The organism is Achromobacter marplatensis (genome assembly GCF_002209535.1).
Taxonomy (GTDB): domain Bacteria; phylum Pseudomonadota; class Gammaproteobacteria; order Burkholderiales; family Burkholderiaceae_B; genus Achromobacter; species Achromobacter marplatensis.
In genome coordinates this window covers 1-15,612 of the sequence record NZ_NJIG01000029.1, presented here as the reverse complement: position 1 = coordinate 15,612, position 15,612 = coordinate 1, and the positions used below count along the sequence as shown (strand labels likewise).

The 15,612-nt window shown below is 61.0% G+C and carries 13 protein-coding genes, 2 pseudogenes and 1 other annotated feature; of the genes and pseudogenes, 3 read left to right on the top strand and 12 right to left on the bottom strand.

Going from position 1 to position 15,612, the window contains the following annotated elements:
- Window positions 1-29: 29 nt before the first annotated feature.
- From CEY09_RS30715 to CEY09_RS30695, 5 genes are read right to left on the bottom strand one after another with little or no spacing between them, the layout of a single operon-like run.
- Window positions 30-1,250 (bottom strand): CaiB/BaiF CoA transferase family protein, encoded by a 1,221-nt coding sequence (locus CEY09_RS30715; RefSeq protein WP_191295211.1) that lies wholly within the window; start codon window positions 1,248-1,250, stop codon window positions 30-32.
- Window positions 1,251-1,263: 13 nt separating this feature from the next.
- Complete coding sequence (locus tag CEY09_RS30710) at window positions 1,264-3,279, bottom strand: acetyl/propionyl/methylcrotonyl-CoA carboxylase subunit alpha (protein ID WP_088591533.1); 2,016 nt, start codon at window positions 3,277-3,279, stop codon at window positions 1,264-1,266.
- A gap of 3 nt (window positions 3,280-3,282) precedes the next feature.
- Window positions 3,283-4,887 (bottom strand): carboxyl transferase domain-containing protein, encoded by a 1,605-nt coding sequence (locus tag CEY09_RS30705; protein ID WP_088591532.1) that lies wholly within the window; start codon window positions 4,885-4,887, stop codon window positions 3,283-3,285.
- Between the two features lie 32 nt (window positions 4,888-4,919).
- A complete protein-coding gene (locus tag CEY09_RS30700; RefSeq protein ID WP_012248146.1) occupies window positions 4,920-5,237 on the bottom strand; it encodes an AtuA-related protein in 318 nt (105 codons plus the stop codon).
- A gap of 11 nt (window positions 5,238-5,248) precedes the next feature.
- On the bottom strand, window positions 5,249-6,625 hold the full coding sequence (locus tag CEY09_RS30695; RefSeq protein ID WP_088591531.1) for an acyclic terpene utilization AtuA family protein: 1,377 nt from the start codon (window positions 6,623-6,625) through the stop codon (window positions 5,249-5,251).
- Window positions 6,626-6,959: 334 nt separating this feature from the next.
- On the opposite strand from CEY09_RS30695, the gene CEY09_RS30690 reads away from it, so the two are divergent.
- Window positions 6,960-7,262 (top strand): hypothetical protein, encoded by a 303-nt coding sequence (locus tag CEY09_RS30690; protein ID WP_088591530.1) that lies wholly within the window; start codon window positions 6,960-6,962, stop codon window positions 7,260-7,262.
- A gap of 1 nt (window position 7,263) precedes the next feature.
- Here CEY09_RS30690 and CEY09_RS30685 read toward each other — a convergent pair.
- The 3 genes and pseudogenes from CEY09_RS30685 to CEY09_RS30675 all read right to left on the bottom strand — a co-directional run.
- A protein-coding gene (locus CEY09_RS30685) for an IS3 family transposase (RefSeq protein ID WP_088591529.1) occupies window positions 7,264-8,486 on the bottom strand; the annotation gives its coding sequence in 2 pieces (ribosomal slippage) (window positions 7,264-8,201 and window positions 8,201-8,486; 1,224 coding nt in all).
- Window positions 8,092-8,208, bottom strand: a sequence feature (AL1L pseudoknot). Its footprint overlaps the gene before it by 117 nt.
- 52 nt (window positions 8,487-8,538) lie before the next feature.
- Window positions 8,539-8,907: pseudogene (locus CEY09_RS30680) on the bottom strand (ATP-binding protein); the annotation flags it as partial.
- Window positions 8,897-9,580 (bottom strand): annotated as a pseudogene (locus CEY09_RS30675) (Mu transposase domain-containing protein); the annotation flags it as partial. The pseudogenes CEY09_RS30680 and CEY09_RS30675, both read right to left, overlap by 11 nt.
- Window positions 9,581-9,641: 61 nt before the next feature.
- Between CEY09_RS30675 and CEY09_RS30670 the strand changes: the two are divergent.
- Together CEY09_RS30670 and CEY09_RS30665 are read left to right on the top strand one after the other, a co-directional pair.
- The gene (locus CEY09_RS30670) at window positions 9,642-10,913 is read left to right on the top strand and encodes an IS256 family transposase (protein ID WP_102776314.1); all 1,272 of its coding nucleotides are present in this window, start codon (window positions 9,642-9,644) and stop codon (window positions 10,911-10,913) included.
- Between the two features lie 932 nt (window positions 10,914-11,845).
- Window positions 11,846-12,973, top strand: a complete 1,128-nt coding sequence (locus CEY09_RS30665) for a porin (RefSeq protein WP_088591528.1) — start codon at window positions 11,846-11,848, stop codon at window positions 12,971-12,973.
- A gap of 230 nt (window positions 12,974-13,203) precedes the next feature.
- Here CEY09_RS30665 and CEY09_RS30660 read toward each other — a convergent pair whose 3' ends face one another.
- From CEY09_RS30660 to CEY09_RS30645, 4 genes are all read right to left on the bottom strand, one after another.
- On the bottom strand, window positions 13,204-13,470 hold the full coding sequence (locus tag CEY09_RS30660; RefSeq protein WP_088591527.1) for a hypothetical protein: 267 nt from the start codon (window positions 13,468-13,470) through the stop codon (window positions 13,204-13,206).
- Window positions 13,454-13,978, bottom strand: coding sequence for a hypothetical protein (locus CEY09_RS30655; protein ID WP_088591526.1), 525 nt, complete (start codon window positions 13,976-13,978; stop codon window positions 13,454-13,456). The genes CEY09_RS30660 and CEY09_RS30655 overlap by 17 nt, the downstream gene beginning before the upstream one ends.
- A gap of 2 nt (window positions 13,979-13,980) precedes the next feature.
- Window positions 13,981-14,424: a hypothetical protein gene (locus CEY09_RS30650; RefSeq protein WP_088591525.1), complete on the bottom strand. Its 444-nt coding sequence runs from the start codon at window positions 14,422-14,424 to the stop codon at window positions 13,981-13,983.
- 90 nt (window positions 14,425-14,514) lie between these two features.
- Window positions 14,515-15,417 carry a DUF1983 domain-containing protein gene (locus CEY09_RS30645; protein WP_158218700.1) on the bottom strand — a complete coding sequence of 301 codons (903 nt, stop codon included), beginning with the start codon at window positions 15,415-15,417 and terminating at the stop codon, window positions 14,515-14,517.
- Window positions 15,418-15,612: the final 195 nt, after the last annotated feature.

The following is a 15,612-nucleotide window of genomic DNA, read 5'->3' as shown; positions in this document are numbered from 1 at the left end:
CCTGGTTGTTTGGTTATCTTGATGGTCGGTCAGAGCACGCCGGCGGCACGCAGCTCCGCCATCTGCTCCGTTGCAATCCCAAGTGATTGCAGTACCTCTTCGTTATGCTGGCCCAGCGATGGTGGCGCGCCGGCCGGGTCCAGTGGCGTTTCTGAAAAACGGATGGGGTTGCGCACGGTCGGAACCGGTCCGTACAGCGGATGCTCCAACTCGGCGCGCATGCCACGCGCGACTACGTGCTCGTCGGCAAAGACCTGGTCCATGCCATTGATGGGTCCGCCAGGGACCTGCGCCCGTTCCAGCAGCGCCGTCCAGTCGGCAAGCCGGCGCGAACGTGTGACGGGAACCAGCCAGGCATCCAGTTCGGCCCGGTTGTGCACGCGGTCGGCGATGGTGGCGAAGCGCGGATCCGTGCCAATCTCGGGCTGCCCGACCGCTTGGCACAGGCGGCGGAACTGGGTGTCGTTGCCGACCGCGAGCACCAGATGCCCATCGGCAGCCGGATAGACCGCATAGGGCGCGATATTGGGGTGGCCGCTACCCATGCGCTGGGGCACGCGCCCGCTGACCAGATAGTTCATCGACTGGTTCACCAGCGAACCCACCATGCAGTCCAGCAAGCTGATGTCGATATGCTGGCCTCCATGGCCGCGATCGCGATGCTGCAAGGCGGCAAGAATGGCTGTGGTGGCGTACATCCCCGCCAAAAGATCAGCCACAGCGACACCCGCCCGCTGCGGCCCCCCGCCGGGCAGGTCGTCGCGTTCGCCCGTCACGCTCATCAGACCACCCATACCCTGTATCAGATAGTCGTAGCCCGCGCGGTCCTTGTAGGGTCCCGTTTGCCCAAAACCCGTCACAGAACAATAGACCAGTTGAGGGTTGATCTCACGAAGCGAGGCGTAATCCAAACCGTAGCGCTTCAATGCTCCGACCTTGTAGTTCTCGACGAAGACATCGGCCTTACGCGCCAGCTCTCGCAAGATCTCCTGCCCTCTAGGGTTCGAGAAATCGATGGCAAGGGACTTCTTGCCACGGTTGCAGCTCATGAAATAGGCTGCGTCGCCGTTCTCACCGCTCTGCCGGTCTTTGAGAAAAGGCGGCCCCATCTGCCGGGTGTCGTCTCCGACATCCGGCTTCTCCACCTTGATTACTTCTGCGCCGAGATCGGCCAGGTTCTGCGTGGCCCAGGGGCCGGCCAGGATGCGGGAGAGGTCCAGCACACGGATATGGCTTAGCGGTTTCTGCATGATGATCTCGGTCCTAGCGGCTGCTGCCGGCCTGAAACTTCGGTTCGTCGATTTGCCTGCCCTCATCGATCGCCGCAGCGTCGTCCTGGACGATGTCGGCAATGAGTTCGCCCTCCCGCACGCTGTCGCCTGGGCCGTAGCGCAGATTCGCCACTGTTCCATCGACATCGGCAACGATCGAATACTCCATCTTCATGGCCTCGATCACGGCCAGGACATCGCCCGGGGCCACCCGGTCTCCCGGTTGCACCGCCACGGCTGCGATAACGCCTGACATCGGTGCCGTCGCCCCGCTGGCGTCCCGAGCGGAGGCGTTGCCTTCGTGAAGAACCGGGCGCACCGAGTAATGGTCGCCCGCCACCTGCAGATGCCACCCTTCGGCCGCGAGGCAGGCGTCCCAGCGCCACCCGTCCACAACGCCGCCCAAGCTGGACGCATCGCGCGACACGTTCCAGCTTTGCGGGTTGTCGCCCGCGCGGACATCGCTTCCGTCCACGGCGTGAAGAGCCACCGATGTCGCCTCGGCGTCCAGCAGGAAACGCACGCGCCCCAAAGGCGCGCCGGGATCCAGGAACACCCGGTCCATCGCGCCGCAAGCCGCGCCGGCATGCCAGGGCGAGGCTGCCATGGACTGCACAGGCAAGGGCAGCGTGGCGCAGACTGCTGCGGCAGCCGGGCGGCTGCACGGAGTTTGCAGCGATTTGTGTTCGTCCAGGTAACGGGTGTGCACGCGCCCGTTCAATACTCCCGGGTCGTCCAGCAGGCGCAACAGGTAGCCGAGGTTGCTGGAGACACCTAGCAACGATGTCTGGCCCAGGCCCGACTTCAAGGCGGCAATCGCGGTCGGACGATCGCCCGCGCTGGCGATGATCTTTGCCACCATCGGGTCATAGAAAGGCGGAACGTCGCCCGATTCATCCAGCGCGGCGTCCACGCGCAGGGCAGACGGCCAGCGAGCGTGCACCACGGTGCCGGGCGAAGGACGGAAGTCCTGGGCCGGGTCTTCCGCGTAGATTCTCGCTTCGATAGCGTGTCCGTGGCAGGCGATTTCGGACTGCGCCAGCGGCAGGGACTGGCCCGCCGCCACGCGCAACTGCCATTCAACGAGATCCAGCCCGGTTACCGCCTCTGTGACAGGATGCTCTACCTGCAGGCGGGTATTCACCTCCAGGAAGTAGCAGTTGTAGTCCCGGTCCATGATGAACTCGAAGGTGCCGGCGTTGCGATAGTCCAGGCTGCGCGCGCCCTGCACCGCCGCCTCCAGCAGTCGTTGACGCGCACGCTCCGGCAGGTGCGGCGCAGGCGCCTCCTCCATGACCTTCTGGTGTCGGCGCTGCAACGAGCATTCCCGCTCGAACAGGTGCACTACATTCCCGCAGCCATCGCCGAACACCTGTACTTCAATGTGGCGCGGCTCCTCGATGTACCGCTCCACGATCATCCGGCCGTCGCCGAAACTGCTGCGGGCGACACGGATGGCCGACTCAATGAGCCCAGGCAGGTCGTCGTATTGGGTAATTATCTGCATGCCCTTGCCCCCGCCGCCGGCGGAGGGTTTGAGCAAAATAGGCAGTTCAATGGCGCGCGCCAACGCCTCTATGGTGGCGGGATTGTCGCTGGCCTCGTCGGTGCCCGGCACGACCGGCACTCCAGCCGCGCGCATGAGCGCCTTTGCCCGCGCCTTGTCTCCCAACGCCGCAATAGTGGCGGGCGACGGTCCGATGAACGCCATGCCCGCGGCCTCCACGTTCGCCGCGAACTCGCTGTTCTCGGACAGGAAACCGTAGCCGGGATGCACTGCCTCGCAATCTGTTTCGCGCGCAGCCTGGAGCAGCTTCCCGGCATTTAAATAACTGTCCGCTGCAGACCCCGCGCCCAGGCAAACGGTCCGAATGGCGCCGCGCAGATGCGCAGCGCCAACGTCAGCTAGGGAATGCACCGCAACGTATTCGATGCCCAGCCGTTGGCAGGTGCGCGCGATGCGGCGAGCGATCTCCCCCCGGTTCGCAATAAGGATTCTCTTGAACATGGGCTACATCCTGAACACGCCGAAGCGCGTGGGTTCCTTCGGTCCGGCGGCTGCGAGCGCCAAGCCAAGCGTCAGCCAGTCGCGGGTGTCGGCGGGTTCAATCGCGCTATCTACCCACAAGCGGGATGCTGCGTTCAGGGCGGTGCTTTCGGCACCATAGGTATCGCGGATAGGCGCCTTGTAGGCCTCTGCCTCTTCGGCGCTGAATTCCTTGCCCTGACGGGCCAGTTGCTCGCCGCGCACCAGCGCCAGCACCGTGGCGGCTTGTTCCCCGCCCATCACAGAGGTCCTGGCATTGGGCCACATGGCCATGAACCGGGGTCCGAATGCTCGTCCGCACATGGCATACGCGCCCGCTCCGTAACTGCCGCCGACAATGACGCTGAACTTGGGCACCCGGGCCGTGGAAACCGCGTTGACCATCTTCGCCCCGTCCTTCGCTATACCGCCCTGCTCGTACTGCACTCCCACCATGAAGCCACTGATGTTGTGCAGAAATACGAGCGGGATGTTTTCCTGGCAGCACAGTTCGATGAAGTTGGCTGCTTTCTGGGCACTCTGGCCAAGAAGAACGCCGTCGTTGGCGAGCACGCCCACCGGATAACCGCCAATGGCGCCGGTGCCGCAAATAAGGCTGGTGCCATAGCGTTCGCGGTACTGCACCAGTTCGCTGCCGTCCAGCAGGCGCGCCAGCACGTCCAGCATAGGCATTGCCTGCTTGGGATTGGCGGGAATGAGTCCGGGCAATTCCGCCGCTTCGTAGCGGGGAGGCCGGCACGGACGGGGCGGCGGCGCCAGTGCCGGGGCCTCGCAGCGTCCAAGAATGCCGCGCACCAGTTCGAGTGCGTGCAACTCATCGTTCGCGAAATGGTCGGCCACGCCGGACAGGCGGGTGTGCGTGTCCGCACCCCCAAGCTCCTGGGCGTCAACCAATTCGCCGGTAGCGGCCTGCACCAGCTGCGGTCCGCCCAGGTAGATCATGCCCGCCTTGTCGACGATCACGGTTTCGTCACACATCGCTGGGATATAGGCGCCGCCGGCAGTGCAAGCGCCCAGCACCGCCGCAACTTGTTTAAGCCCAAGGGCCGACATCTCGGCGATATTGCGAAAGATCTTGCCGAAGTGCTGCTCGTCCGGAAATATGTCGCCCTGCAAAGGCAGAAAGGCACCTCCCGAATCCACCAGATAGACGCAGGGCAAGCCGTTCTCACGTGCAATGGCCTGGGCGCGCACCTGCTTCTTGATGGTCAGCGGGTAATACGTTCCACCCTTGGCCGTCGCATCGTTGGCCATGATCATGCAGGCCCGGCCGGACACAATGCCGACACCAGTAATGATCCCGGCTCCCGGCGACTGGCCATCGTACGCGCCATCGGCAGCTAACTGGCCGACCTCCAGGAACGGCGTGCCGGCATCCAGCAGCGTATTGATACGCTCGCGCGGTAACAGCTTTCCGCGCGCCAGATGCGCTTGGCGCGCGCGTTCGCCGCCGCCAGCAATCGCTCGTTCTCTTGCAGCGAGCAGCGGCGCGCGCAATGCTTCATACGCCGCCGAATTCGCGGCGAAGTCCGGGCTGCCCGGCCCGGGGCGGGAAGAAAGAATAGCCATTTGTTGAATACCGTCGGTGGGATTACAGGGATTCAGCTCGGATCACGCACGGGCAGGCGCAAAAGCGCATGCCCCAGCGATTTTCCCGTCTGATCCAACCGCAAGGTGCGCGTTGCCCCGCCTCCCAGCGCATGACGCATGATCACCATCATGGCGCCGATGTTGTCCATGGGGTGGCACTCCACCTCGCCCTGGACCCAATCGCCGTAAAGCGCCTTGACGTCGGCGGGCTTTACGCTCGCGAGCAGTTGCGCGTACTCATGCTGTCCTCGGGCCACCAGTCCCACGCTGCACACGTCCCCCTTGTCACCGGAGCGCACATAGGCGATGTCTTTCACTTGAAGCGTCATCAGAGCCCTCCTTAGGCCTTCAGGATTTCGGTTTTCTGTTCGACGGCGGCCCGCGGGATCAGGGTCGGCCACAGGGAGATGACGGGGCGCGGCTTCATTGGGGTGCCGAAGGACGTGCCGCCCGGGCCCATAATCCAGAGGTTCGTGCCCGCGCGGCGCACCTTGTCGGCCTCTTCGGCCGTGCGTGTACGCACCGCGCAACGCAGCCCGACTTCGGGCAGCTCGTTGGCCTGTTCGCGCCCCGGGAAGGTGGCGGCGGGACCGTGCAAGGTGTTGAGTCCAACAAAATCGAAGTGAATCTGTTCGGCGGCCAGTCCCATGCGCTCGAAACGTTCGAGCATGGTTTCGCGCGCCTTTACGGCGCGGTCATAGGCGTATGGCCATGGGAAAAACGCCATGGTCTCGCCGATCCAGCCGTCTTGGTAACCGACCACCAGCTTCCACAGGTCGGGCGCTGCCTCACCGCGCACGCCGCTGACGCGTACGCGGTCCTCTCCCTCATCGATCAGTTTCAGGGAAGTGAAGTCTGCCACGGCGTCGGGCATAAGATAGCGGCGCGGATCGCCCACCTCGTAGACCAGATGCTCCTTGATCGTCCATTCATCGACACGGCCGCCAGTGCCCGACAGCTTGGTGACGATGGCCTCGGCATCCGCGCCCACTTCAAGAATGGGAAATCCTGCTCGCCCCATGTGCGGCATCTCCGCGAACCGGGAAGACATCCCGCCCGAGCAGCCTGCCGCGCATTCGACGATGTGGCCCAGTGTCACCGCAGCAGCGTAACGGTCGATGTGTGCGGTGTCGCGGCGCCAACCAAACTCGTGGGCGAGCGGGCCGACGTAAAGCGCGTTGTCCGACACACGTCCGGCAATCACCACATCCGCGTCGCCTTCCAGACCCGCGGTGATGCCCGAACTGTCGGTATAGACATTGGCGCAAACGACGCGGTCGCGGATGGCCGCGAAGTTTTCGTCGCCGGTATCCATACTGCGGAGTGGCACCCCCTGCCCCATCAGGTCGTCGAGCTTGTCCAGCATGTCGTCGCCTTCAATCAGCGCGATGCGCGTGCCAGCAAGTCCCGCTTGGCGCGCGCCTTCGGCGATGCGCTGTGCCGCAGCTCTAGGATTCACCCCGCCACCGTTGGAAATCAATTTCGTTCCTACTGCGGTAGCGCGGGGCAAAAGATTAATCATGGTCTGAACCGCATCCGGCACGTAGCCCGCATCCGGCCGTTTCAGCTTCTGCCGCTGCAGTAGCGCCATCGTCAATTCGGCCAAGTAGTCGAAGCACAGGTAATCCAGATTGCCTCGCTCCAACAGCTCTTGTGCCGGATCTTGAGCGTCACCCCAAAATCCCGAGCCCGCACCAAGCCTTACACGTTTGGCCATGCCCAGCCTCCTATTTCCGTTTCTCTAATTTCGTTTTAATCATTTGAATTTCATTTTAGATGCCGATGTTGAAGGTCGTCAAGCGCTGAACAGGGTTGCGCCTTGAAAGTGCCCGTGGATCATTTGAAGGAGTGAAGTCGCGATGTGCCGGCGACCGTCGTTCCGTGTACAGGATCTCAATGGCCGACTGGGGGGCTCGCGACGATGAACGACTAATGGGTGGGTCAACGGGTCGGCATAACGCTCGAACCGATAGGCGCAATGTATGGGCTCACACCGGAGCCCCTCGACACGCTAGGCTCAACTAGACTCTTTCCATCCAACGGGAGGTCACATGGACGAGAGCGTCGTAGCGGCTATTCAGGAACTGGCGAATGCCCTGGCCGGACTGGGAAGCTGGCAGCAGCAACTGGTGTCGATGACGGTCCTGCTAGTTGTCGCCGCTGCCGGTTCTTTCTTTGGTGCCTATCTCAAGACCCGAGCAACGAACGCAGCGATGTCGGACGATCTGGACGACATCAAGAGGCAGCTGCGCGAAACTACGGATACGACCGAGACGATCCGTTCGCAAATTAGCAAGCGCGGGGAGCTTCACAGCTTGAATCACACCGGGTTTTATGGAGGCCATTTCGTTTAAGTCAGGCCGCCATGGCCTGACCGGATTGTTGCTGGTAGAAGTTTGCCTCAGCTTCTGCCGGGGGTATATACCCAATCGAGCTCAGCAACCGCTGGTGGTTGTACCAGTGAACCCATTTTAAAGTGGCGATTTCCACGGCTTCGCGACTACGCCAGGACTGCCGATAGATCAGCTCCGCTTTGTATAACCCGTTGATGGTTTCAGCCAAAGCGTTGTCATAGCTATCGCCTTTGCTGCCTACAGAGGGCTCTATGCCGGCCTCAGCGAGACGCTCCGTGTATCGGATGGAGACGTATTGGCTACCCCTGTCGCTATGGTGTATTAGGCCGTCCATGCGGCTCGGCTGTCGAGCGTGCAGCGCTTGCTTCAGGGCATCCAGAACGAAGTCTGTTCGCATCCTGTTGCTCACCCGCCAGCCAACGATTCGCCGGGCAAAGACATCGATCACGAAGGCGACGTAGAGCCAGCCTTGCCACGTTGAAACATAAGTAAAGTCGGACACCCATAGCTGATTGGGTCGATCCGCATGGAACTGTCGCTGGACCATATCCAGCGGACAGATCACGCTTCCATCAGGCGTCGTGGTACGGATCACAAGACCGCGACGAACACCCTGCAGGCCCAGCTGACGCATCAGCCGCTGTACCGTGCATCGAGCAATATCAATGCCCTCCCGCTTGAGCTGCTTCCAGACTTTCACGACGCCATAGCACTGCATATTGTCATCCCAGACGCGTTGGATTTCATCGCTCAACAGCTCGTCCTGCTTGGCACGGGCGCTTCGCAGTTCGGGTTGACGGGCTTTGGCGGCATGCAGGTAGTAACCGGACGGAGCGATCTGGATAACGCGACAGATCGACTCGACTCCGTACTGGTCCCGGTACTCGTCGACAAAAGCGTTCAGGGTTTGTTGCGGCGGTCGAGCTCCGCCTGGGCAAAATACGCACTGGCCAGGCGCAGAATCTCGTTCGCTTTGCGCAGTTCCCGGTTCTCGCGTTCCAGCGCCTTGATCCGCTCCCGTTCCTCAGTGGTCTGCCCGGGCCTGCGCCCCAGGTCAGTTTGATACTTGCGCACCCAGCTGTGCAGCGTTTGCGGAACACAACCGATCTTGGGCGCAATGGATTCGATCGCTGCCCATTCGGATGGGTAGTCGTTCACGTTCTCCAGAACCATGCGCACGGCACGTTCACGGACTTCTGGGGAGTAGCTGTTGGATTTTTTCATGCCTCATTCTCTCAAGAGTTGAGGCCTCCACGAAACCCGGTGTGATTCACAGGTGTTCGATGGCGTGAACCGCGAAGGCCGTCGCCAGATGCGTCTTGCCAGGGCCGCCAACTAATACGACATTGTGAGCGGGTTCGATGAACTTGCCGCGGTGCAGTTGCCGAACGAGGGCTTCGTTGACCTAGCTGCATCCGAAGTCAAAGCCTTGTAAGTCTCGATATGCTGGGAACTTGGCCACCTTCATCTGATAGGCAATAGATCGCACCTCTCGCTCGGTAAGCTCGGCCCGTAGAAGCTGGCTCAAGATGGGAGAGCAGCTCTGGTATGCCGGAGAGTCTTACTGCACGAGGTCAATGAGCGCTTGAGCCATCCCGTGCAGCTTGAGCGCCTTCAAGCGCTCGATCATGAGTTCATGCTGCATGACGTGGCTCCTGAGTGCGGAGGGTGTCGTAGCGGCCGACGTTCGCCTCGGGTTCGACTGTGAGCGAGAGCGCTTGGGGCGCCGTCAGCGGCGGTAGCGGTGTGCCGTCGAGCAGTCGGCTCAAGATGTTGAGAATGGTTTGCTTCGATGGCGTACCGGCCTCCAGCGCTAAGGTCACTGCGGCGAGGACCAGTTGCTCGTCATGCAACAAGACCAACGACAGGATCTCCACCATCTCTCTATCCCCGCCAGCGTGAGGCAGCAGCAGTGCCTGAAGTTGGCGAAATGCTTCCGGCAACGCGGTGAACGGCGCCCCATTGCGCAGCGCGCCAGGCTTGCGTTGCAGCACGGCGAGATAATGCCGCCAGTCGTAGAAAGTGGCACCACGGTCATGGCGCCGGTTGATGTGGCGAGGATGCTGCGCGATGACGTGACCTTCGGCGACGACAACGAGGCGATCCGCATAGACCCGCAAACTCACAGGCAGGTTGGCGTAGGACGCGGGGACGCTATAGCGGTCACGCTCGAAGGCGATCAAGCATGTGGGGGAAACGCGCTTGGTGTGTTCCACAAAGCCGTCGAACGGCTGGCCAACAGGCATCAGAAATGGGCGTTCTTCGGACCATATCTGCCAGATGCTCTGGTCACATGCAGGATGGCGTATCTGTTGCCACAGCCGGGCCTATCCGCAATTTTGTGTGCGAGGCATATCATGAGGACTAAAGACCATGGATATGCCGATGAAGAAGAGACGCAGCGCAGCCGCTCAGGCGGCGGCCCGTGGGCCGCTGCCTGAAGTCCCAGCCGAACTGCTGGATCATCTTGTCAAGGGACCGATGACGCCCAGCGAGGTCCAAGACCTGTTCCTGTCGTTCCAGAAGGCGGTGATCGAACGCACGATGGCCGCGGAGATGAACCTGCATCTGGGTTATCGGCCAGGCGAGGACAAGCCCGAAGGCCAGGCCAACGAGCGCAACGGCGCCAGCGGCAAGACGGTGCTGACCGAGCATGGCCCGGTGCGCGTGGAGCTTCCCCGTGACCGGGACGGCTCCTTCGCCCCGATCCTGATCCCCAAGCACGAGCGACGCTTCACCGGGTTCGATGACCGGATCATCGCCATGTACGCACGGGGCATGAGCGTGCGCGAGATCCAGGCGTTCCTGGCCGAGAGCTACGGCACCGAGGTCTCGCCGGACTTCATCAGCTCGGTCACCGACGAGGTCATGGCCGAGACCATCGCCTGGCAGAACCGGCCGCTGGAGGCGATGTACCCGGTGGTGTTCTTCGACGCGTTGCGGGTCAAGATCCGAGACGACGGCGGCGTCAGCAACAAGGCGGTGTACCTGGCGCTGGGCGTGCAGGCCGACGGCCAGCGCGATGTGTTGGGCCTGTGGGTCGAGCAAACCGAGGGGGCCAAGTTCTGGCTCAAGGTCTTCAATGAACTCAAGACCCGAGGGTGCCAGGACATCCTGATCGCCGTGGTCGACGGCCTGAAGGGCCTGGCCGACGCCATCGGCACGGCCTTCCCGCGCACGACGGTGCAGACCTGCATCGTGCATCTGATCCGCAACAGCCTGGATTACGCCGGGTGGAAGGATCGCAAGGCTGTAGCCGCCGCCCTGCGCCCGATCTACGCAGCCGCCAGCGCACAAGCAGCCGAGCAGGCGCTACAGGCGTTCGCCGATGGGCCCTGGGGAACCAAGTACCCCACCATCGTCGCGGCCTGGCAGCGGGCCTGGGAGAACGTCACGCCGTTCTTCGTGTTCCCGCCGGACATCAGGCGCGTGATCTACACGACCAATGCCATCGAGAGCTTGAACATGCAATTGCGCAAGATCATCAAGACGCGAGGCCACTTCCCAACGGATGAGGCCGCCATCAAGCTCCTATGGCTGGCGCTACGCAACGTGCTGGCCAAGTCCGTCAGAGCGACCTTCGACTGGAAAGTCGCCATGAACCAGTTTGCTATCCTGTTCGGCGAACGGTTTACTGCGGCCCGGGGATAACAACTTTTAAAACGCCTCGCCCACAAAAATACGGACAGGCTCGACCACTCGCACGTACCAGCGGCAAACCATGCTACCGCAACGGAAAGAGGCGTTCGACGTACTGGGCAAGCATCTAAGTGAGTTACTGGGATCGCCTACGACATGGCTACCACAGCAACATGACGGCCTGTCGGCAGTACTCCCCCCATCCCTCGCCAAGGGCCAGTGAATTAAGGTCAAATCATAGGGTATACCCTAGAAACTGCCTCCTGATCTCACAGCATTCGATTGCCCAATACTCGAAACGACCTGATCGACCACGTCTTGGCTTACCGTCCGCATTGGCAACGTTAGGCGATATACGGTCGCAATGCAGTACGCCTTCTCGTGTGCAGAAAGAGGGCGCTTCTGCTTCGACACTACCCGCTCTGTCTTTTCGATCGCCTGAACAAGTAAGCTAATCTCGAGGTCTGTTTGCCGTCGCTCCGGAACCTCATTAGTTCCTAGCAGCAACCAGTCAATACTCACTCCAAGTGAGTCACTTATCGCAACCAAAGCGTCGCTACCGGGCTTTTTGCCAGAGAATGCGTAGTCTCGAAGCGTACGATACGGTATGCCGCACTGACGTGAAAATTCCATCATGGAAGGAAAGCGGAGGCGGATGATGCGCCTTAGCCGGTGACAAAAACCGTCTTCATGTGTAGTTGCTTGCTCCATGCGTACTCAGCGTGTCTACAGCCAGCTTGGAAATGGGTTGCTCAAGTGTCGCACAATTGTTGCGTTTCCCCAACAACGCCGCTGGATAACAGGTCCTTTTTGGGGCCAACCGTAGCGTCCAGCGCCGAATTCTGATGCAATCCTTCTTAACTTCCCTTCGCGGAGTTAGGGGGGCGGCAGGCTGGTTTGCTGGATTGCTGCTCTTGTCACTCAAATCAACGGAGATTTCTTAAATGAAAAAGACTCTGCTCGCTGCCGCCCTGCTCGCCGGTTTCGCCGGTGTAGCCCAGGCAGAAACGTCTGTCACCCTGTATGGCATCATCGACACTGGCATTGGCTACAATAAGATCAAAGGCAGCGTTAATGGCGTGAGCTATAATCACAGCCGTATCAGCGAAGTGAATGGTGTCAAGAACGGGTCGCGTTGGGGGCTTCGTGGCTCGGAGGACCTGGGTGATGGCCTGAGCGCGGTGTTCAACCTGGAGTCGGGCTTTAACTCCAGTAACGGCAACTCCGCTCAAGGTGGCCGCCTGTTCGGCCGTCGAGCCACAGTTGGTCTGGCTAGCGACAACTGGGGTCGGCTGGAGTTCGGTCGCCAAACGAACCTCTCGTCGAAGTACTTCGACTCGATCGATCCGTTCGGTGCCGGCTTTGGTCAGGCTAACATCGGTGTCGGTTTCAGCGCTGCCAATACCTACCGCCTGGACAACTTGGTTCTGTACCAAACCCCGTCGTTCGGTGGATTCCGCTTTGGCGTAGGCTATTCGTTCAACGCAGACAGCAATAATACCGATCAGTCCGGCTTTGCTACTGCGGACAATACTCGCGCAATCACCGTTGGTGGTCAGTACGTGAATGGTCCGCTGAATGTGGCCCTGTCATTTGATCAACTGAACGGTGCGAACAACTCCAGCGTCGACAACGACGCCAAGCCGCGTCAGTACGCCATCGGCGCAGCCTACGATTTCGAAGTTCTGAAGCTCTCGCTGGGCTATGCTCGTACGACCGACGGCTGGTTCGGTGGTCAAGACGCTGAGGGATCTTCCGAGTTTGTCAGTGCAGCAGACCGTTTCGGCACTAACCGCTTTGCTGATGGCTTTAAGGCCAACTCCTATCTGCTGGGTGTGAGCGTACCCTTCGGTTCCGCTAGCAATATCTTCGGCTCGTGGCAGCGTGTTGATCCTTCGAATACCCGTTTGACGGGTGGAGATTCGACGATGAATGTGTTTAGCCTTGGTTACACCTACGATCTGTCCAAGCGTACGAACGTTTACGTCTACGGGTCGTATGGAAAGAATTACGCCTTCCATGACGACCTGAAGAGCACTGCTGCTGCCGTCGGCTTGCAACACCGCTTCTAATCCAAAGCAGGGCGTAAGTCCTGCTTTGAATTCAAAGTACTTGAGCGGGCTGAAGTCTGTTCGTAAAAGCCACCCTTTGGGGTGGCTTTTTACTTATTGGTGTTACTCAACGCTCACAAAGTTTGCGCCACTCCTCGTTCCTCTCCAGGATCCGCCGCCGAATCGGTACCGGGGTCGCATCAACTTGCTGCTCGGAATCGAAATAGATCGGCCGCGCATGGTCGCAGAACTCAACGCCGACTTTTGCCGGGGCCCCGCACCCACTGACGCTTAAGCTCATCAGCAATAGCGTCATCATCCATACGAGCCGTCTCCAACTGCACATTGCGCACCTCCTGGCGCGCCTGCGCCGCCTGTTCGTTGATCCGATCCTGCCGCTCTTGCCGCTCCGCTTGACGCCCCGTCGCACGCCCCCGGTAGAAGGCGCTGACCAGCGCCGCCAGCGCCAGGCCGGCCAGCATTAACCATTCCTTGATTCGTTCAAACCAGGCCAGCATGGTCACCTCCTATCTCGGCCATCGCCTGGGCATAGTTCCTGCCCCACTTCGCGCGCAGGTCCACCCGTTGCGCCAACGTCCCACGGGTGAAAGCACCGGGCCTCCAGGTGCGCAGGTACAGAGCCCAGGCACCGTCCGCGTCACCCAACGAAGGCAGGCGCTGGGGTTCGGTCCACAACAGCAACCGCGCGAACGCCGCCGCCAGGACGTCGTCGTGCGCCAGCGAGTTGTACACGTCCGTCGTGGTCGGCTCGACATCCCGAGCGGCGCACACTGAGCGGGCGGCCGCCCAGCTCGATGGATGCGACAGCACGCCGAGCACACCGCCCCCACGTTCGAATTGCCAGAAGCCCACGGCCGGCCCTTTGATCTGCCGTCGATGCAGAAAGCGACTTTCCTGCAAGCCAATGGCAATCAGCATCACGCGCGCTTCGCGGGTGTCGCGGTTGGCGGGCAAGAGCGCAAGCGCAGGTGCGATTGCGGTATCGAGAACAGTCTTCAAATCCACAATCACCCCTCCCCACCAGGCCGCACGCCCAGAATCTTCGCGCGGGCCTCGGCCACCCATTCAAGCAGCCCCTTCTGGCGCATGCTTGCCATCCATCGCATGTACGCCCCCAATACCCACCACGCCGGAAGCCCAGCGAGCAGCATGCTCGGCCCCAACACGTAGAACTTCGCCAGCAGCGCGTCATCACTGCCCGCGCCGTGCTGCGCCAGCCAGATCATGGCGTCCATCAGCCCCGGTTTCCACGCGATCACCGCGCCGGCCAACGCCGGCCCAAACATGAACGAGCATGCGACGGTCGAAATCGTTCGGACGGTGAACTCCCGCGCCGACCGTGGCGGCATGATCAGCAGGCCAAGCATGGCCGCCAACGCCGCCGGCACGCCATACGCCATTGCGACCTTCAAGGCAGCGAGGCCTCCCAGCCCCGTAGTACCTGGTTCCATAGTTGCACTGCTCCTGTAGACGGTGCGCATGATTGCCTCCCGTTTGGACGAAAAAAAGCCCGCCGAGGCGGGCAATTGAAATGCGTTGGACTACCTGACGAACGAAATCAAGGCGAGACTCCCTGTGACCCAGACCGTCCCACCGTTCGGGCGTGGAAATTCAAGGCGGAGGGTGTGCGCGCCTGCACCTATCCCCGTAGCAATGGCGGTCATCGACTTCATGTTGTCGCGCTCATCTTGGGTGTACAAGATAATCGCAGCCCGGCTGATGAGATTGCCATCCAAGAGCAGTCGCACCTGGCCGCTCGGAAGCGCCGACGCAGAATCGCATCTGGCGGCGAAGTCATAGTTAATAATGGCGTTCCCGGCAGCTGGCATGGTGAAGTTGATCTGGACGGCATTGTCATTGCTTCCCTGACCGAAGCCCAGATTGATTGCCACAGCGTTCCCTGCTGTTACCGCCCCGTTCTGTAAGTGCAGGGTGCCAATTTGAGCGCTCTGGATGTTCGCAGACCTTATGTAAGCCTGGTCGATGTTCGCCACCTTGGCGTTGAACGTCCCTACATCAATGCGGTCGGCGCTCATCGTGCCCGTCGTAATCTTGCCGGCGTCCAACGTATCGATGTTTGCGTTCTTGATCCAAGCCGTACCGATAAGCGCCTGGTTCATGAAAACCTGACTGCCTTGAATCACAAACGGCGTGACGACCTGCGGCCCATTGGGGTGAATGACGGCGAATCGGTCGGCAGCCACAAGAAACTGCGTTTCGGTCACGCCGCCCGAACTCTCCACGCCCAAGCCAATAGAAGCCGCGTAGTAACGGCCTCCAACAGTCACACCTGCGCGGACGTTCCACATGGCGGCCACATTGCCGTCCAGCTTGGCTATCGCGGAGCTTGTTTCCTCTACAGCTGCGAAGGCGTCGTTAGCTTTGTCCGTGGCGTCTTTGACCGATGCCTGTACGCTTGTTATGCGCGTCCCAAGTGCGCTCACATCGTCAGCCCTCGCCTCACTCTCTTCACGAATCAGACCTGCGTTTTCCCCCACCTTTGCGGTCAGGGTCCTGATGTGTCAACGCCGGTTGAAAATTGACCCACTTTCGTCGGAATCGTCGGAGTAAAACTGACCCACCCCGGCGTTCAAAAACCTAGTTCCTGATCTTGATGTTTCCTGCTTTACGCTTGTCCT